12 protein-coding genes are annotated in these 19,669 nt (G+C 55.0%); 7 read left to right on the forward strand and 5 right to left on the reverse strand.

The window, feature by feature from the left end:
* Positions 1–12: 12 nt before the first annotated feature.
* On the reverse strand, positions 13–747 hold the full coding sequence (locus QTO31_RS16065; protein ID WP_031460835.1) for an MBL fold metallo-hydrolase: 735 nt from the start codon (positions 745–747) through the stop codon (positions 13–15).
* 410 nt (positions 748–1,157) lie between these two features.
* Entirely contained in the window at positions 1,158–2,411 is a 1,254-nt protein-coding gene (locus QTO31_RS16070; RefSeq protein WP_301430103.1) for a hypothetical protein, read from the reverse strand.
* Positions 2,412–2,599: 188 nt separating this feature from the next.
* On the opposite strand from QTO31_RS16070, the gene QTO31_RS16075 reads away from it, so the two are divergent.
* From QTO31_RS16075 to QTO31_RS16085, 3 genes are all read left to right on the forward strand, one after another.
* A complete protein-coding gene (locus QTO31_RS16075; protein WP_301430104.1) occupies positions 2,600–3,790 on the forward strand; it encodes a class I SAM-dependent methyltransferase in 1,191 nt (396 codons plus the stop codon).
* A gap of 253 nt (positions 3,791–4,043) precedes the next feature.
* On the forward strand, positions 4,044–5,261 hold the full coding sequence (locus tag QTO31_RS16080; protein ID WP_301430106.1) for an MFS transporter: 1,218 nt from the start codon (positions 4,044–4,046) through the stop codon (positions 5,259–5,261).
* Positions 5,262–6,071: 810 nt separating this feature from the next.
* Positions 6,072–6,989 carry a branched-chain amino acid transaminase gene (locus tag QTO31_RS16085; protein WP_031460830.1) on the forward strand — a complete coding sequence of 306 codons (918 nt, stop codon included), beginning with the start codon at positions 6,072–6,074 and terminating at the stop codon, positions 6,987–6,989.
* 265 nt (positions 6,990–7,254) lie between these two features.
* On the opposite strand, the gene QTO31_RS16090 is transcribed toward QTO31_RS16085, so the two are convergent.
* Complete coding sequence (locus tag QTO31_RS16090) at positions 7,255–8,007, reverse strand: alpha/beta fold hydrolase (RefSeq protein WP_301430108.1); 753 nt, start codon at positions 8,005–8,007, stop codon at positions 7,255–7,257.
* A gap of 129 nt (positions 8,008–8,136) precedes the next feature.
* On the opposite strand from QTO31_RS16090, the gene QTO31_RS16095 reads away from it, so the two are divergent.
* The 3 genes from QTO31_RS16095 to QTO31_RS16105 all read left to right on the forward strand — a co-directional run bounded on the left by QTO31_RS16095 (position 8,137) and on the right by QTO31_RS16105 (position 15,532).
* Entirely contained in the window at positions 8,137–11,505 is a 3,369-nt protein-coding gene (locus tag QTO31_RS16095; protein ID WP_301430109.1) for a DUF11 domain-containing protein, read from the forward strand.
* A gap of 8 nt (positions 11,506–11,513) precedes the next feature.
* Positions 11,514–12,794 (forward strand): DUF11 domain-containing protein, encoded by a 1,281-nt coding sequence (locus tag QTO31_RS16100; protein WP_301430110.1) that lies wholly within the window; start codon positions 11,514–11,516, stop codon positions 12,792–12,794.
* 89 nt (positions 12,795–12,883) lie between these two features.
* A complete protein-coding gene (locus QTO31_RS16105; RefSeq protein ID WP_301430112.1) occupies positions 12,884–15,532 on the forward strand; it encodes a C25 family cysteine peptidase in 2,649 nt (882 codons plus the stop codon).
* Between the two features lie 577 nt (positions 15,533–16,109).
* Here QTO31_RS16105 and murA read toward each other — a convergent pair.
* Both murA and QTO31_RS16115 read right to left on the reverse strand, forming a co-directional pair.
* Positions 16,110–17,402, reverse strand: coding sequence for a UDP-N-acetylglucosamine 1-carboxyvinyltransferase (murA, locus tag QTO31_RS16110; protein ID WP_301430113.1), 1,293 nt, complete (start codon positions 17,400–17,402; stop codon positions 16,110–16,112).
* Between the two features lie 701 nt (positions 17,403–18,103).
* Positions 18,104–19,168: a hypothetical protein gene (locus tag QTO31_RS16115; RefSeq protein ID WP_301430114.1), complete on the reverse strand. Its 1,065-nt coding sequence runs from the start codon at positions 19,166–19,168 to the stop codon at positions 18,104–18,106.
* Between the two features lie 134 nt (positions 19,169–19,302).
* Here QTO31_RS16115 and QTO31_RS16120 point away from each other — a divergent pair, with 134 nt between their 5' ends.
* Positions 19,303–19,653 carry an STAS domain-containing protein gene (locus tag QTO31_RS16120; protein ID WP_031458199.1) on the forward strand — a complete coding sequence of 117 codons (351 nt, stop codon included), beginning with the start codon at positions 19,303–19,305 and terminating at the stop codon, positions 19,651–19,653.
* Positions 19,654–19,669: the final 16 nt, after the last annotated feature.

Here is a 19,669-nt window from a genome sequence, read left to right on the forward strand (position 1 = left end):
TACAGGTCTTCGTTAGCTCCGCCGCGCCAACGTCGCGGCATACTGTCGAAACACACGTTGCACCTCTGGCCCAGAACACGCCGGGCCGTGACCAAAACAGAGGGTGGAAAAACGGTAGGTTGCGAGGCGAGCAAGGCTGGCTGCGTTTGCCGTCTCATCTTCGAGCACCGGTGGCATATGCAGTCGTCTCCCGCGATGGACAGCAGCATCGGCAACAAAGAGTGTCTGCTGTGCTGGCCAGTACAATGCGATCTGACCAGTACTGTGACCGGGTATATGAACGGCAATCAAGCCACCGGCAAAGGGGATCATAGTGCCATCAGTGACGTGCTGATCAACCTGAGCCGGTGTGATGGTTTGGGGGATGATCATTGCTGCCAATTTGGCAGCGAGCCAGTTGAACCAACCAGGAGCGTTGTGGATGGTTGGCCGTAGTGCTCTGCCGTGCCTGACTTCTTCGGCATCGAGGGGATGCATCCAGACGGTTGCATTGCTTAGGGTTTGGAGGGTAGCTAAGTTGCCGGCGTGATCAATGTGATGGTGGGTCACAATGATGTGCCGTATATCGGCTGATGTCCGGCCCAGCGCCGACAGGCCGGCCAATACACCAATACCTCGATCAGGGTAGCCGGTATCAATCAGAGTGACACCTTCGGCGGTAAGCAAGAAGAAAACATTCACCGAACTGAGGGGCATCGACAGGCGTAATTCGTACAGACCAGGTACGATGAGGCGTGGCGCAGACATAGGCGTTCCTGTTGATAAAACGACCATTTGGAAAAAAATACTCCCGTTCTCTGAGCGGGTGGGCCGCTGTCTCGTGCACAACTGGCACCCTGAATACCGCATCGTCATTGCGATCAGGCACGACACACGACCTATGCCGTTCATGATTGCACCGCTGCGCCAGGGATACACCAACATCGTCGAATACGATCTGACGGGATATCCGTGTGATCGATTTCTGATGACGGCGGTATCATATGTCGGGGGCAACATCACCTGGGGCGCGGCAATACCGCACCCCTACGATTTGGACAGTGATGCCCATCAGTGCGTGCACGTGGTCGCGGATCGTGGCGTTTTCGGATAGAAACCAATCACCGGCGGAGACCGTGCCACGACCTTCATCGCTGCAAAGCTGTCTCGGCCACGCGCTAATAGTTCTCTTGTAGCCACTTCCGCCAACCAGCGTCAAATTCTTCGTAGCTGATGCCAAAGGCTTTCTGGAGCGCTTTATCGTAAAATTCGATCCCCGTTCCCGGCGTATCCCGCACCGCAGCCGCGAAGCGCCAGAAGCCATCAAGGCCACCCTGCGTTTCGACGATATATGCCACCAGCGAGTAGGCAAATCCGTAGGCCAGGCTGCGATCAACTTCAAGGGTGGTCATATGATCCATATCTTGCGGACGAACACCACCATTGGGATCAACAAGTGGAATAATGCGTCCCATCCGCACAGCAGCACTCACTGCGTTACGGCGTGGATTATTCGAGACGTATTCGGCCAGGCCCTCGCTCATCCAGTCGGTGATGCGGTACTCTTGTGCGAAGGCCCGTGTGTAGGCCCAGTGGGTCAATTCGTGGACGATAGTGCTATAGAGTTCTTCTTCCCAACCAACCTTGGGATCGTAAAAGCCAAACGCATACGAGAAGGGAGCAAAGATGTCTACCCGGTCGTTGCGCGGACGTGAACCAGCCGAGTACCAGGCCAGTGAATTCGGATTGACCGGTGGTGAAATTCCGAAGATTGGTCGTAGATAAACGTTGAATTTGTTTTCGGGAGTACGACCTAGCGTATCGATGACCTGCTGTCGGGCACGCACGACCATGTCTTCAATAATCGTATTGACCTCTGCGGCCCATTCGTAAGTGTTGAGCGTAAAATATTCGTTCTCGATTCTAATTTTCTGACCGAGTTGCTCTTCGGTCGGTTCACTCATCACCCATCGCCCATCGTCCATTTGCCGGAAGAGGATGTCGCGGCGGTAGCCTCCATCATCGATAGCCACCTGCCAGAACCCGTGTTCACGGGGTTTGACTTCCAAGACACGCATTCGCCCAAAGCGACTGCCGGCAAACGATGATTCCTGAAACGTTTTGAAGCGTTCTTCGACGAGACGCCGGAAAGGAGCGTTTGTCTGATCAACAACCGAGCGTAAGAGTTCGATGTTATTCGTGTTGTACGCTTCAACGTACCCGTCGAGCGCCTGCTGGATGCCAGCGGTAGCTATCTCCGGAGTGACGTCGGTGCCTACCGGTGGCTGGGTGGTAGGAACGGCTGCAGTTGCCGCCGACGCCGGTACCGTGGTGGGGACGACTTGAGTTGCGATCGGCGTCTGTACTGTCTGGTTGGTACATGCAGTCAGGATAAAAGTGAGGATGAATATGATCCAGCCAATTCTACGCATAACAGACCTCGTTTGTCGATAGCTTATCGGTACTACGCTTATTGTACCGCGCTTTGTGTTGTTTAGGAATATTATGATCGAGTGGTGGATTGGGTAGGGTGCAGCGGTATTGTGCCCCCTATCAGTTCGATGACGGTTAGCATTTCAGTGCTGCTGCGCCCTCTCCATTACCTGTGTGTGGAATGCCTATGGATCAAGCCCTTATCAATTGGCTTCGTTCATCAGAAGGAATGGCGGTGCTGGCCGATCTCGCCGAGCGCGATCTTGACGAGAGGAATATTCTGGCCGAATTGACGCGGCTGCGACGGTTGTTACCTGCTGAACGGGCACGGGTAGCAGTTGAACAAGCTCTGTTGCGCCGACGCGCCATAACCAAATTTCCGCAGGCCAACCGGATGCTGTTTACCCGTGATGCGCTTGAACAGGCTTCAGCGACCGTGATTGCCACCCATCGTGCCAACCGCATGGTCAGTGTCGGTCACGTAGCCGATCTCGGTTGTGGGATCGGCGGCGACACGATTGCGCTGGCTACTGCCGGTGCACGAGTGATTGCGGTCGAACGTGATCCGATCCGTCTGGCGTTAGCGCGATACAATGTCGATGTGCTTGGGCTTGGTTCACGAGTGGTCTTTGTCGAACGCGATCTGATGCGTGAACCACCTCCGTCGGCGGCTGCACTCTTTTGCGATCCGGCTCGACGTAGCGAAGGACGACGAGTGTTTGATCCTGAAGCCTTTCAGCCACCGTTATCGCATATCTTGAGCTGGCAGCGTTATACATCGGCACTGGTGGTTAAGCTGGCACCGGGGATCGATCCAACTGGGTTGCCGACTGATGCCGAAATTGAGTTTGTTTCCCTCGATGGTGAATTGAAGGAGGCAGTACTCTGGGCCGGGCCATTTATGACTACGACCCGGCGGGCGACGGTGCTGCGGAGCGATGGATCATGGGCAACTATGGTTGCCTCACCATCACCACCTCCCACGCTCAGTCCGCCGCTGGCAGTTCTCTACGAACCTGATCCGGCAATTATCCGTGCCGGTCTGGTTACCACATTAGCTGCACAGCTCGGTGCTCATCAACTTTCGCCCGATATTGCTTATCTCACGGCTGAAACGGCTATCCCAACCCCATTTGCCCGCTCATGGCCGATTATCACCTGGCTCCCCTTTCAACTAAAACGGTTACGGGCACTGGTCCGTGAACTTGATGGTGGTCTGGTCACGGTGAAAAAGCGCGGTTCACCACTTGACACCGATGCACTGGCGCGTCAGCTTCGCGGTACCGGTCAACGTTCACTGGTGGTCGTACTGACCCATACGCCGACCGGCCCGATTGCAGTGATCTGTAGCGCAGATTGGGCAGATATGGTAACGTAGTGTGGGTGGATAAGCGTGTGTCTGAACAATGAGGGGAATGGTGGCGGGCAACTGGACCCCTCACCTTCCCCCTTAGCCCCCTTCCTCTCCCACGCTGCGGGAGAGGAAGGGGGGATTATGTCCCGTCCTGGCCCCTTCCGCCTCACCCCTCTCCCGCGCTGCGGGAGAGGGGCTGGGGGTGAGGGTGGCCCTCACCTTCAGTTCGTTCATCCACACTGAACATTGTCAGCTACTAACCTGGAAGCTGGTTACCATGAACCTCTCACGTCCTGTCAGGTATCGGGGATTGATCATCTTGATCGTCATCAATTTTATGATGTACGCTGGCTTTTTTATGGTCATTCCCCTGGTTTCGGTGCATTACGTACAGACGTTAGGCTTTGCGGCGGTGACGGTTGGGCTGGCCCTGGCATTACGCCAGCTTGTGCAGCAGGGAGTGAGTGTTGGTGGCGGGGTACTCGCCGATCGTTTCGGTGGTCGTGGCCTGATTACTGCCGGCGTGCTGGTGCGTGCGGTTGGTTTTGTATGTCTGGCCTTTGCCGATACACCGCTCTTGCTCTTTGGGGCAATGCTCCTTTCAGCACTTGGGGGCGCGCTCTTCGAGGCGCCGAGTCGGGCCGGTATCGCAGCGTTGACAACTGAAGATGAGCGGGCGCGTGCCTACTCCATTAATGGCGTCGGTGGTGGATTGGGAATGGTTAGTGGCCCCTTCCTCGGTGCATTTCTACTGAAATATGGCTTCAGTACGGTAGCACTGGCCGCTGCTGCCTGTTTTACGTTGATCGGGGTAATAACGCTGCTCTTACCACCAATTGAGACGGCAACTGATCGTTCGCGACTAGGCTTTGGGCTTGGTCTGGCACTTCGTGATCGACCCTTTCTCGCTTTTACCACGCTGCTCATGGGATTCTGGTTTATGTGGGTGCAATTGACCATCAGCCTGCCGTTGATCGGTGAACGGCTGGCAAACGCTGCTGATGCCGTGCGCTGGATCTATGGGGTCAATGCCGGAATGACGGTTGTGTTGCAGTTACCGGTCATCGGGATTGTAGAACGCTGGCTTCGCCCGTTGCATATGCTAATCACCGGTATTGTGTTAATGGCATTAGGGCTGGGGATGGTTGCGTTTGCCGACTCGTTTCCATTCTTGATAGGCTGTGTGGCTATCTTTACTGTTGGTACGCTGCTGGCAACACCGGCTCAGCAGAGTGTCACTGCCAACCTGGCTGATCAACGAGCACTCGGCTCTTACTTCGGGGTGAATGCGCTGGCGTTGGCGGTTGGCGGGGGACTGGGTAACTTGAGCGGAGGCTTGTTGATCGATTTGGCAACCACTCTCAATGTACCGGCATTCCCCTGGCTGACGTTCGCGATTGTTGGTCTTATCAGTGCTACGGGGTTGACTATCCTTGGTACTTATTTGCAAACACGGTCGGCAACCATTCATCTAGTTGGCGGTCACCAACAGTAGGGATTTTTAGCGTTTTTTCGCTGCTGGGTATTGCGATGGAGGAGTAAGGTAGAGGAGTGAGAGGTGAGTGGGATAGAAAGACCCCCAAAATGTTAGCTGTGCGTGCGGAGAAGCGTAGCTTCTTGCTCCCAACGGTAGTCTGCTCTACGCCCTGCTGGTGCGCCGATCATGTGCATCACCGCTGCTATTTCCTGTTTTCTCTCTTGTGCCTATCGGCGTGCAGTAGGGGCAGGTTCCAAACCTGCCCCCGATCGCGTTCATGCGCCTGCCGGTGCCTTCTAGACGCAATCCATACACTGCGGGCCGGCCCATACTCCCGCGTGCTCGACGCCAGCGCGGTGTCTTCCAGACGCAACCTATACACTGCGGGCCAGCCCATACTCCCGCGTGCTCGACGCCAGCGCGGTGTCTTCCAGACGCAACCTATACACTGCGGGCCGGCCCATACTCCCGCGTGCTCGACGCCAGCGCGGTGCCTTCCAGACGCAACCCATACACTGCGGGCCGGAGGCCCGCGCACCCAGGTGTGAGCGAGAGGGATGGTTTCCCAATCTTATCTCACCCACCACCTTCCTCTTCCACGGGGGAGAAGAATGAAACACCACAGCGGACAGGTATCGCTGCGACCGATCCCGTTCGCGGATCATCCCCCTTCCCCTCCTTGCGGGGAGGGAGGTGAGGGGGCAGTCGCTCTCTGCGAGCGTGGGCACTGCGAACGTTGAAAAGCCCTAAATAATGGTGGTACACTTGGCAGAAGAAACGCTCCACACTATGAAAGGCGTAGCATAATGATAAAGAAAGGAACCAACCGTGCCTAACAACCGTTTTGCCTTCTTCAACGGTGAAATTGTCCCTATCGAGCAAGCACAGGTTAGCGTAATGACCAATGCGCTCAATTACGGTACCGGATGTTTTGAGGGTATTCGCGGGTATTGGAATGCCGACCATCAGCAGCTCTATGTCTTTTGTCTGCGCGAACATATGGAGCGACTACACCGCTCAGCCCGCATTTTGATGATGAAGTTGCCCTACAGCGTCGATGAGCTGTGTCAGATTACTATTGAACTCCTACGACGGGAGGAGTTCCGTGAAGATGTTTACATTCGACCCCTTCTCTACAAGAGTGATCCGGCGATTGCCGTGCAGTTACACGGTCTGACCGATAGTTTCACGATGTTTGCAGTTGGATTCGGGCAATACCTGGCTGGCTCGGCAATTAAAGCTTGTGTCTCGTCGTGGCGACGGATCGACGATAACATTATTCCATCGCGGGCCAAGGCTTGTGGTGCGTACCTCAATTCGGCGTTGGCGAAGAGTGAGGCGTTACTCAATGGCTATGATGAAGCGATTGTACTAAGTAATGATGGTCATGTGGCTGAAGCATCAGCAGCCAATCTGTTTATCGTGCGGAATGGCGTACTGATAACGCCGCCAACGAGCGGTGATATTCTGGAGGGGATTACCCGCCAGGTCGTTATGGAGCTGGCGCGTAATCAGTTAGGCATTCCGGTTCGGGAAGCACCCATCGACCGTACCGAACTTTACGTGGCCGACGAGGCGTTCTTCTGCGGTACCGGCGCTGAGATTAAGCCGATTATCGAGATTGATCGGCGTCCAGTTGGCAGTGGGACAGTTGGACCGATTGGCATGATGCTGGTCAACTTGTATGCCGATGTGGTGCGTGGGCGGGTGAAGAAGTATCAGCACTGGTGTACACCGGTGTATTAGAGATCTGTGCTGCGGAGGATGCCGGGCGGCCCTCACCTTCCCCCCTAGCCCCCCTTCCTCTCCCACGCTGCGAGAGAGGAAGGGGGAGATTATGCTCCGCACTTTCCCCCTTCCGCCCCTGCCGCTCCCACCAAGGGAGCGGAAGAGGGGAGAGGTAAGCGTAGCCGTGGCGATTCTGCGCCAGCGTCTGTCAACGCTGCCACTGACCGGATCACCCCGCTCCCGCAGCGCGGGAGAGGGGCTGGGGGTGAGGGCCGTTCCCTCTCTACTCAATCAACCCATGTTCAGCCAGAAATCGGCCAACCCGAGCACGGAAGGCATCGGGATTACGCCAGGCAATCAGATGCCCGGCCTCTGGCTCGTAGACGATGCGTGCGCCGCGGATGCCAACCGCAACCGCACGGGCCTGCTCATCGGGAACGAAGGGGTCTTTTCCACCGTGAAAGATGATTGTCGGTACCTGAATCTGATCCAGACACGGTGTAACCAATGCCTCTTGTGCCGCGAGTTGTTCGATCACCGACTCAACACCGGCGTTAAGTATTGGCCACCAGTCGGCGCCGTGCTGCGTAGCCATGTAGCGGTGCCAGCTTGGTGACATACTGGCAGTTGCTTGCCGATGCGCTTCGTATGTTGCTCGCGTAACTCGGGCAAACACGCCGTCCAGGATCAGAGCAGCAATCTTGTCTGGCCGAATACAGACAGCATTTAGCGCGCTAATCCCACCGGCGCTCATCCCGAAAACCGGTACCGGCGCCCGGAATAAGCCGGCTAATGCATCAGCCACTGCCTCTCCTTGCATACGAAAGTAGCGTGGCGTAAACAAGTCTGGTGGGCGTGCCGAGCCGCCGTGCCCCAACAAATCGAATGAGTAGACAGTAAATTGGTCGGCGAAGCGTTGGGCTAGCCGTACCTGCGTGGTGGCGCTGTAGGTATTTCCGTGCAGCAGAACGAATGGCGGGCCATTACCTACGGTGAAATAGTGCATAAGACCATAACGAGTAGGGACGTGGTTCATGGTTGTTCGCAATCAATTTGTAATCATTCTGTAATCTTTTACTGGTTATAGTACCATCTACATAACCTATAGTATTCCTAGCTACCGAAGTATAGCCGAAGATCGTACTAGCCCGCCAGGATATAACCAATGAAGTCTCATCGTGCCATAATCGCCCTGCTTGCAATATTGACCTTGTTCGTCACAATGATAGGTCGTGGCAGCACTGTGGAAGCAGTGGTAGTTCCGTCGACAGGTACACCATTTTACATTCAAACATCTAGCCCTAGTCGTGCATTGGGTATTGGTGACTGGTATACAAATTCAAGCGCAGGTGCAGGCAATGGTTACCACTATTTTACTCTACATGTACCCTGTGGCTGGCCCTCAGGCATACCGATACATATCGATCTCTTTCATCCCGATCTCAATGGTACACCGGGGGGAGGTGTTTCAGATGAAATAACTACAACTGGTACTACTGTATTTGAAGTCTACGGACCTGGAACTTCCCTCAACCCACCAACTCAACCTGCTCCAGGAGCCACAGGTTCACTGACTCAGGTAACATATAATCCGAACACTGTTGGCCCGCAATGGACACGACTGTATACGATTTTAGCACCGGTAACGTGCGGCACCTACATCCTACGCGCTCAAACCAACGGCACTGCCGACAATAGCTGGCGATTACGCTTCGGGTCGGATGACGACGCGAATCCTGATACCCCACCTCCTACCAACTATGATGACCCGGATGGCTTGCCGGGAACTGGTGATGAACTTTCTATCGGTCTGTCTGCAACAACATTTCAGCACGATGCTACTTCCGTTTCTTGCCTAACCCTATACGAGTATGTTGCACCAGGTCAAAACAGTGTCACGTTTCACAATTTTGACATGGACAATGCAACCAGGGTCAGATACTACTCACCCAACGACGTATACGATCCAAATGGATTGACTGGTGGTACTGCCGGCACATTATCATTAAATGCAGTTTGGAATAATAGCACTACTGCCACTCGTGTTGGCGATACGATATCCAATCCTACACCCGGATGGTGGCGGATTGTGTCTTGTATAAACAATAACAACCAGTTCATTCAGGAAGGTCAAACGAACGTTCTCTCATATATGAGCCCGCCGCCAGCTCCAAACCTTACGCTGAGCAAAACCGATGGCGTGACCGTCGCTGCGCCGGGCGATGTTATTACCTACACACTGACCTTTACCAATACCGGTAACCCGATTACATCGCCGGGTGCTGCGTACAATGTTGTGCTGACCGATACATTGCCCCCACAGGTTAGTTTTCTCAACTGTACAGCACCTAACGGTACCTGCACCCATAGCTCTGGAACAGTTGTGTACACTCGTACCAATCAGCTCAATTACAACGCAACAGATACGATTACGATCACAGTCCAGGTTGATCCATCTCTTACCAGCTCAGTTACGTTCACTAATACTGCCGTACTCGACTATCAAGATGGATACGGAAATCAATATCCTCAGGTACAGGCCAGCGATAGCGTCACGATTAATCAACCAAACATCGTGCTGAGCAAGACCGACGGGGTGACGACGGCGACGCCGGGGCAGTTGTTGACCTATACCCTGACCTTTACGAACACGGGGGTAGGCCCAGCGCACAACATCACGATCAGCGATACGCTGCCCGTAGAACTCGTTTCTGCCACCTGTACGTCTGGTAGTCTGGGTGGCACCTGTAGTGTGAGTGGGAGTAGCGTCACGTACACGGCGCCGACGACGGCCACATTAGGCGTGGGCCAAAGCAGCACGATTACAATCACGGCGCAGATACCCATCACGTTGACGAGCGGCGCGACGCTGACCAACACGGCGACGCTGAATTATACCGATAGCGCGAATAATGCCCGCCCACCGGTTACGGCGACGGATACCACGACCGTCCCCGCGCAGCCCAACATCGCGCTGAGCAAGACCGACGGAGTGAGCACTGCCGCACCAGGGCAGACGTTGACCTACACGCTCACCTTTACCAATACCGGCCCAGGCGCGGCGCACAACATCGTCATCAGCGATACGCTGCCGCCAGGAGTGAGTTATCAGAGCTGTAGTCTTGGGTCGCTGGCCGGGTCGTGTAGCGAGAGTGGCGGCACGGTGACCTTTACCCTCACCAATCCGCTCGCAGCCGGGGCCAGTGCCAGCGTGACCGTTACCGTGCAGGTGACCACCAGCGGTCCGACCACGCTGACCAATAGCGCGACGTTGACTTACACCGACAGCGCGAATAATGCCCGCCCGCCGGTTACGGCGACGGATACCACGACCGTCCCCGCGCAGCCCAACATCGTGCTGAGCAAGACCGACGGAGTGAGCACCGCCGCACCAGGGCAGACGTTGACCTACACGCTCACCTTTACCAATACTGGGCCAGGCGCGGCGCACAACATCGTCATCAGTGATACGCTGCCGCCAGGAGTGAGTTATCAGAGCTGTAGTCTTGGGTCGCTGGCCGGGTCGTGTAGCGAGAGTGGCGGCACGGTGACCTTTACCCTCACCAACCCGCTCGCAGCCGGGGCCAGTGCCAGTGTCACCATCACCGTGCAGGTGACCACCAGCGGTCCGACCACGCTGACCAACACTGCAACCCTCAATTACACTGATAGCGGGGGGAATGCGCGGACGCCGGTGACTTCGAGCGATACAACGCGCATACCTGGGCCGACGACAGTTGATCTGATCAAGCAAGCCACCTTAGTTGTTGACAGTAACAATGATGATCGGGCTGGTTCAGGTGATATTATTGAATATACCATCGTCATGACGAATACCGGCTCAGAGCCAGCTCTCCTGCTCACGATTGCAGATACTCCCGATGTGAATACCACGCTGATCGTGGGGAGTGTCTTGGTCAACCCTTCAAACGCAGTAGTGGTGAGTGGCAACAATCTCGGCGATACTACTGTTGAAGTCACCCTCAACGAGCTGGCGATCAGTGATAGTCTCACAATTACGTTCCGCGTGCAAGTCAATACACCACTCCCTGATAACGTGAGTGAAATTGCTAATCAGGCGATAGCCAGCGGCGTGAACATTTCATCAACACCGAGTGACGATCCGACAACAACTGTTCCTGACGATCCGACCCGCCTGCGAACACCTCCGCCGGGAGGTCCACCAACAGCCATTGTCCTGACCGAGTTCCGCCTGGTTGCAACAAGCACCGGCTGGGACATCCTCTGGTCGACCGGCGCTGAAGTGAATACTCGTGGGTTTCTGATCTATCGTTCGACCGCTGGCCGCGATAAAGCGCAACTATTGACTCCGCTTCCTATTCCGGCCCGTGGCAGCAGTACAAGTGGTGCGAGTTATCGCTTCAGCGACCATACGGCGCTAGTAGGGATTGACTACTCGTACTGGTTGGTAGAGATCGAGCTGGATGGTACATTTACCGAATATGGTCCGTTACAGTCTCGTGGTACGATAAACCAGCAATATCGCTGCTTTATACCGCTGATCGGGCGTTAAGGAGTCATATGACCATGAGACAGACCATCTGGCGTGTCCTACCAATTATCGCAGGAGGTATGTTATTTATCGTGGCATCCCTCTCAGTCTTGCCAACAGGGTCAGTGCGTGCTGAACGGCCCATGAGCATTACCGAGACATCAACGGCAGAGCCGCCAACCCAAACGCCGACTAACACACCAACCAGTACGTTGACGCCAACTCAAACATCGACTAACACGCCGACCAGTACGTTGACGCCAACTAGCACGCCGACCAGTACGCCAACCCCAACCAACACCCCGACAGGTAGCGGCGGGGGCGGCGGAGCCACATCCACCCCAACCAACACCCCGACGGGTAGCGGCGGGGGCGGCGAGAGTACACCTACCTCAACTCCTACAATTGTTTCCTCCATCACTGATCTGGCACTGACCAAATCGGTTGCGCCGTCGGTAGCCAATGTCGGCGACGAGGTGGTCTATACCCTCACGCTCAGGAACGTTGGCAGCGCACCGGCCACTGAGGTCACGATTGACGACCCCTTACCGGCCTTTCTCAGCCTGATCGGCGCCAATGCATCAAGTGGCACGGTTCAACTAGACGGGAATCGGGTGCAGGTGACCATTCCGGTTGTTGCGCCAGGTGAGCAGGTGGTGGTATCGATCCAGGCACGACTACTTGCCGAACCGCTACCGCCCGAAAACCGGAACGTGGCGACTGCCCGTACCAGTAGTGTTGAAATTACGACGGATAACAACACGAGCAGCGCGACAATCCTGCCAGTGTTACCCGACCTGGCACTGACCAAATCGGTTGCGCCATCGGTGGCGCAGGTCGGTGATGAGGTCGTCTATACGCTCACACTCGGAAATATTGGTAGCGCACCAGCCACTGAGGTCACGTTCCTCGATAATCTGCCATCGTTCCTACGTCTAATTAAGGTCACGACAACGGCGGGTAATGCGCAATCAGATGGCAATCAGGTGACAGTAACGGTGCCTGTTGTTAATCCCGGTGAGACGGTGGTGGTACAAATTACGGCGCAGGTTCTTACCCTACCAACTGACCCTGACAATGTGAATGTGGCGAGCGTGCGCACCAGCAGCAGTGAGGTTACTACGGATAATAATACCAGTAGTGCCGCCCTCACAATCACCACAACACCAACAATTCTGCCGCAAACAGGTGGTCATCTGAGCCGTTCGCTCCCATTTTTGATCGGCTTCGCACTTGTTACTATCGGTATTGGTGTATTGGTGCGACGTTGGTCTTTGGGTTCAAACACTGCTGAAACACACAGCCGTTAAATTTTACCCCCTTCTCATCTGGGCTGGCTTCCAGACAGCACGGTGCAGAAGGGGGAGAACATTTACCTTCTCATCCGGAGATAATAACGATGCGGCATCTTTTACTACTCTGCGTTGCCTTTGCCGTGGGAACAACTTTGGCTACGCCAATGACGCTGGCGCAGCCGACTAATGGTCTGGTACTACGCTCACGAGCCGATGGGGTAGAGATCGCATGGCAGGGGAATGGTTCAACTGAACCGCAACGTTTTGTCCTGTATCTGCGTGCAGATGCTTCACCGCTCCCGGTACTGCGTGAACTCCACGATCAGGCGATTGACGAACCGGTACCGGCACCGGGTTTGCCAGTTGTTACCATCAATGGCGATCAATATGAGCCGCTGCCTGCATTTATCTCTGAGATACCAAATACACCGCTCCGCCTCATCGGTGAAGGGTATCAGCGTGGTAGACGGATGGCGCTTTACGAACTTGCCCCACACTATCAATCTGATACTGGGCCACGGCTGACGACACAGATACGGGCATTTGTCGTTGGAGCAACGCTGCAACCGCCAACTAGCCTAACATCTGTGCAATTGACTAGTGTTCCCTCGCCCGATCCGATAGCAGCACGTAACGCTTGGGTTATTGACGTTCAGGCTGAAGGCATCCAGGAAATTTCGGCTGATACCCTCCGTGCGCTAGGACTTGACCTGGGCCAGGTTGCGGTCAGTCGCTTGCGCTTGCAGCGTGCCGGGATCAATCTGCCGTTAGAGCCGATCTTTCGCGGTGAGACGATAACCGCATTGCGGTTCTATGCCCCACCACCCGGTGACCGTTGGTCGGCAAGCGATCGTTACTGGCTGACGGTTGAAGAGAGCGGTAGTCCTGCCTTGATGGGAAGCCGAACTGCGCAACCGCAGGCTGGTGATCAACCGGCACTGGTGACGGTCGGCGGTGTCTGGCCAACCGACTCACCAACGCTGTACGAGTCAACGTTGGCCGGTTTCGATGGCGATCACTTTTTTAGTCGGCAGCTTGATGCCAGTGCTGGTGCGCCGATGAGCACAACTATCACTTTGACACCAATGCTCCCTCTTGCTAGTAGTGGTCAGATGAGTATCTCGCTCGAATTGGCGACGTTGGTCAGACACAGCGGAACACACCGCCTCCATGTTGCCGCCAATACCTGGGAGACGACCGTCACGTGGAGCGGTTCTGGCAGTCACCAGGCAACGGTTATCTTGCCATCTCCTACCACGATCATTACGCTGACGCTCGATCCGGTCAGTGGTATTGATCGTGTCTATCTGGATCGGATGCACTTTACCGCACCGGCTCAGACGACGTTTACGGCTGCTGGTGCGATCTTCAACGGTCAGACTGGTCGTTTTCGTTACTTATTAACCGGTGCACCAACGGGCATTACCGTGTACGACATCACCGATCCCTGGCAACCAGTACGATTGCTGTTCGATGATACAGTCTTCGCCGATGATGCACCGACACCGCGTCGTTATCTGGTAACCGGTTCAGCAACACTGCACACACCGACGGTAGCGCGTCATCAACCGGTTGATCTGACCACGCCGCGTCATACTCGTGCCATTTATATCGCTCCTCGCGCATTTCTAAGCGATCTTGCACCGTTGCTGAATCATCGGCAGGCGCAGGGCTGGTCACCGATTGCAGTTGCGGTTGAAGACATTTACGCCGGTTGGAGCGGCGGCGAGCCAGACCCACGCGCAATTCGGAATTTCTTGCGCTACGTAGTAACGACCTGGTCTCCTAATCTGATAGCAGCTATTCTGGTCGGTGATGGCAGTTCCGATCCACGCGATTATCTCCAACGCGGCTGGCCAACCCTTATTCCGCCATACCTGGCCATGGTTGACCCATGGTTAGGCGAAACTGCATGTGAGACCTGTTTTGCGCAACTGGATGGTGATGATCCGACCAGCGAAACGTTCTTTCAGGCTGACATCTGGCTCGGTCGGCTGCCGGTGAAGACGAGCGCGGAATTGCGTCGTCTGGTGAGCAAGCTGCTGAGCTACGAGCAGAGTAGCGGAGTATGGCAACGGCATGCAGTCTATCTGGCTGACAACCCTGACAGCAGCGGCGATTTTGCCGCTCTCCTTGAGGAGGCCATTGCGTTGCAGCCACCACAGACGAGTACTACTCGTGTATACTACCATCCTGACGGCGGTACAGGTCGGATTGACGATGCCAATGTCGCCCGTGAGCAAGCCTTTGCTGCGTTTAATCAGGGCGCGGGGTTACTCGTTTATGCAGGTCATGGGTTACAGTTTCAGTGGGCTTTTACCGCCGTGGGTATCGAGAGGCCATTTCTGCTGAATGTTGATACGGCAACCGAACTCCGCAACGCACCGGCCCTCCCTATCGTGTTGAGTATGACCTGTCTGACCGGCGCGTTTCAACATCCATCGTTTCGCGGTACAACCATTGATGAAGCACTGGTGTTGAATCCGGCAGGTGGGGCGATTGCTACCTGGAGTTCAAGCGGCTTTGGCGTCGCTTATGGTCATCGCCAACTGCTGTTGGGCTTTGTTGAAGCTCTCTGGAGTACGCCGTCACCAACGCCACTCGGTCAGCTCGTGACTGCCGGATATGCCCGTCTGGCCGCCAGTGGTGAAGCACCTGCCTCCCTGCGCACATTTCTGCTGCTCGGCGACCCACTCACCTCGGCAGCAGCACGCCCACTCTACCGACTGGATGTACCGCTGGTGCAGCGATGATCTTATTTTTCTGCCCTACAAAGCTCATCTGCTCCACCACACCCTCCCTCTCCCATTCGGGAGGAGAAGGGGGCTAAGGGTATGATCAAAAACCTGGATGGTTAATGCGGTTCTGCAATGGCATTCCAAACGATAGGTACCGGATCGTTGCTGATGAGAACCGTTGGCAGGCAGGGTATGCGTTGTCCTTCTGCGATGGGAGGGGTATGCAACGTCTTCCGTCCTGGTGCTGCGGCGCACGGCTGGCGCGCCCTCCCCTTCCCCCTGGCCCCCTTCCTTGCCCACACGGGGAGCGGAAGGGGGACGTAGGGGGGCTGGCGCGAACGCATGGTGGCCCGCGCACGCAATGGTCGGATATGCCCGGTACGAGCCTCATGCAACATCCGGGTTTTTGATCAGGCTCTAAGGGGAAGGTGAGGTCGTTAGGTGTGCGGTGTGGTCAGGTGGGGAGGAGCACGGTCAGGCAACAGCATAGCCAGGTATACCCCCACGCACCCATATGCGGGCCAGAGGCCCGCGCTCCCAGGCAAATAGATGCTAAAATCTGTTCGTCGCTTGACAACCTCGCTTTGATCTGCTACGACGATCGTACCCGTTCGATGCGCGCCCCAAGTGCGGCCAATCGTTCGTCAATCCGCTCGTAACCACGGTCAATCTGACCGATGTTGTAAATCACACTCCGTCCCCTGGCACAGAGTGCGGCCGTCACCATCGCCATACCGGCACGAATGTCGGGGCTGGGCAAGCCGTCGGGTTCGCCATACAATTGCGAAGGCCCAACAACCACGGCGCGATGAGGATCGCAGAGCACAATCCGCGCCCCCATACCAATTAAGCGGTCAACAAAGAACAAGCGGCTCTCAAACATCTTTTCATGAATGAGCACAGTGCCGCGGGCCTGGGTCGCAATCACAATGGCTGTACTGATCAGGTCAGGATTAAAGCCGGGCCACGGCGCCGAGTCAATCTTTGGAATAGCACCGTGAAGATCGTGGCGCACCACCAACTCCTGATCAGCCGGCACAATAATGTCTTCACCCTCTTCGCGCCACGTCACACCTAGTCGTCCGAACATAATCTTCGTCATCCGATGCTCACGTGGTCGTGCGCCAACAATCCGTAATTCGCTGCGCGTTACCGCCGCTAACCCGATTAGCGAACCTACTTCCATAAAGTCGGGGCCAATGGTGTAATCGGTGCCATGCAACCGACTGACCCCCTCGATTTCGAGCAGGTTTGTGCCGATACCGCTGATCCGTGCACCCATACTGTTGAGAAAATGACATAAATCCTGTACGTGTGGTTCAGAAGCAGCGTTGGCGATGGTCGTATGACCTTCGGCAATACTTGCGGCAATGATTGCCTGTTCGGTACCGGTTACACTCATCTCATCAAGAAAGATGTCGGCGCCCCGCAAGCCATCGGTCGTAAGAATATAACTACTCGGTGTAACCTCAACCTGCACCCCCAACGCTGACAGCGCCAGCAAATGTGTATCGAGTCGACGACGTCCAATTGCATCGCCACCAGGACGGGGTAGCATCACGTATCCTCGTCGGGCTAACAGCGGGCCAGCAAGCAACGGTGAAGTACGGATACGGCGCGCCAGTGTGGTGTCTGGTTCAACGGCTGCCAACTGATTGGCACGCAAGTGGACAACATGGGCCTCTGGTTGCTCGATTTGCACACCGAGATGAGCGAGCAACGCTAATTTCGTGCGCACATCCCCAATGTCGGGAAGATTACGTATCGTAACCGGTTCGTCAGTCAATAGACTGGCGGCCAGTAAAGGAAGAGCCGCATTCTTGTTGCCAGCGGGGCGAATAGCACCTGACAGGCGATGACCGCCTTCAATCACAAAATGATCCATACGCATGTTCCTTCGCAACCTTCAACAACGTGTACCCACGTACACGCTCACCTAATGATCGCACCTCTCCCGATTTTTGCCAACATCACCGAAGATCACAGGAGGGGTTTGCAGAGATTTCAGTTTTCGGTGTCATCTCCACCACTTGTCGGCACGTGAACAGCGTGCCATTCATCATGCATGATGAACGTCATCCAACCCCCAGCATACTCTCGATGCACGATGAAAACTTAAAAAAAGCTCTAGCCTCACTCGCTGGAGGGAAAAGATGGTTGACTTCACTGCCAAAAGGTGATCTTCTCACCACAGAGACCACGGAGATCACAGAGACTAACGATAATGTTATCTTTCATTGAACATAGGGTTGTGAAATTTTTCTTACATGCACCCAATGGCCAAAAATTACCCTTTCATTCATAAATCCTAGACGCTCTGTGTGCTCTGTGTGCTCCGTGGTGAGTTTTTGCAGTGGACTCATAGTTGAGATCGCCTGCTCCATTGAGCATGCATATGTTGATGAGCACGGTTGCACAACAGTATGAACCGGCCTGTGCTTCCAGATCGCATGAAACCGTTTCTTAGAGCCTATCCGAATAATTGTCTCACAGTACAGCGGATGAAACCTGATCATAGATGTACGGGCGCAGCGGCGCTGCGCCCCAACTGCTCTTCTTCTGCAACAGAGTATTCCGGATAGGCTCTTAGCGCGCTTTTTTGCGTCGCCATTTCTGGAGGAAATTCTGCCCGAATCGTTGCCAGCGCCCGATGTGCTGATTACCAGCATTGCGTGCCTTCGCGACCAGGTCAGCAGCCTGAGCCTTCCCCAGCGCCAGCGCTTCACGCCCAATCGCTTGCAACTGCTCTCGATTAACGATTTCGCCTTCAGCAAACCAACGCCATGCCGCCACTCCCGTTGTGTAGGTGCCAGCGTATGCAATTGCTACTCGCGGTACAACCCCCCAAACTGGAATGAGACCTACTAAGGTGCGTGCTAATTGTCGCCAGATAAAGGCACCACCAATCACCGGGAGCACTTCAAACAATCGTTCTCGAATATCAGGTGGAGCGCCATACGCCAATGCCAGACGATACACGAGCATCGCCTGATTTTTCGTTAGCACCAGCGTGTCAGCAGCGGCAAAGGGAAGAGTGAGGATCGGGATTTGCTCTGGTAATGCCGTAGCCAACACATACGAGGCATTGGTAAACGAAACACTGCTAATGAGTTGTTGCGCCACTACCGACCGCAAACCGGGTAACCGGCGAGCTGCCGCCAGATGCAACGAGGCTGGTAGACGATCAAGAATCGCCTCGGCTAATTGCCGGTTAGTATCAGGTGAATCTGGATCAGGAACAACCAGTAAACGCGCATGAGCAACACGCGGATGCAATGGCCCAGCGTCGGCGGGTAATACCATTCCCCACACTACGACAACTGTTGGCAGGTTGAGCGTAGCCAGATGTTCAATAACCGTTAGCTCACGAGCTGAAAGCCGGACATTTCGATCCAGACCAATGATAACAAGGTCGGCATGCCGTAGCTCATCTGGGATGATCGTCGTCAGACTGACCAGATGAATAGGAGATGGCCCGGTCTGACCGTACCGTTGCGTACCTTGCTCTAACCGGCGAGCAATACTCTGACACACCTCTGATGCGCCAGCGCACACAATGGTAAGCGGTAACTCAGCTTCTTTGCGAATATCTTCAACGTTGATCTCGCGCAGCGTATTCCAGGCGATATTCAAGCCATTCCAACCGGGCATATCCTTGACCTTCGTAGTGTCGATGAGGTACATCAGAAGTCATTATAGCACGTCCGATTAGTGATTTTCGTTCTGTGTTATAATAGCAATTAGTATGCACAACGCGCCGTGTGCGCTGAAAGAGGAGGTTACCAGTGGAACTCAATCATCGCCGACTCAATCGAGTAGACCTTATTGAGGTCATTGGGCGCGTTGATGCGGCTTCTGCACCACAACTCAAGCAACTGATTGAGTCATTGTTCGCCGACGGTCGTTATCGCATCGTGTTGGATCTCAGCCGGCTCGAATATATCAGCAGCCCCGGTTTACGTGTTCTGATTGAAGCTCGCAAAAAAGCGCGTGATTGGAAAATTACCGACCTTGAGGGGGGTGATATTCGGATCGCCAATTTACCACCCCGTATCAAAGAGGTATTCGATCTCACCGGCTTCAGTTCGCTCTTCGAGATCTATGGCGATACCGTCGAAGCAGTTGGTTCATTTTAGTACTGCCATATTACCG

Origin of the sequence: Chloroflexus sp. MS-CIW-1 (assembly GCF_030444705.1) — a bacterium.
In the GTDB taxonomy this organism is placed as follows: Bacteria; Chloroflexota; Chloroflexia; order Chloroflexales; family Chloroflexaceae; genus Chloroflexus.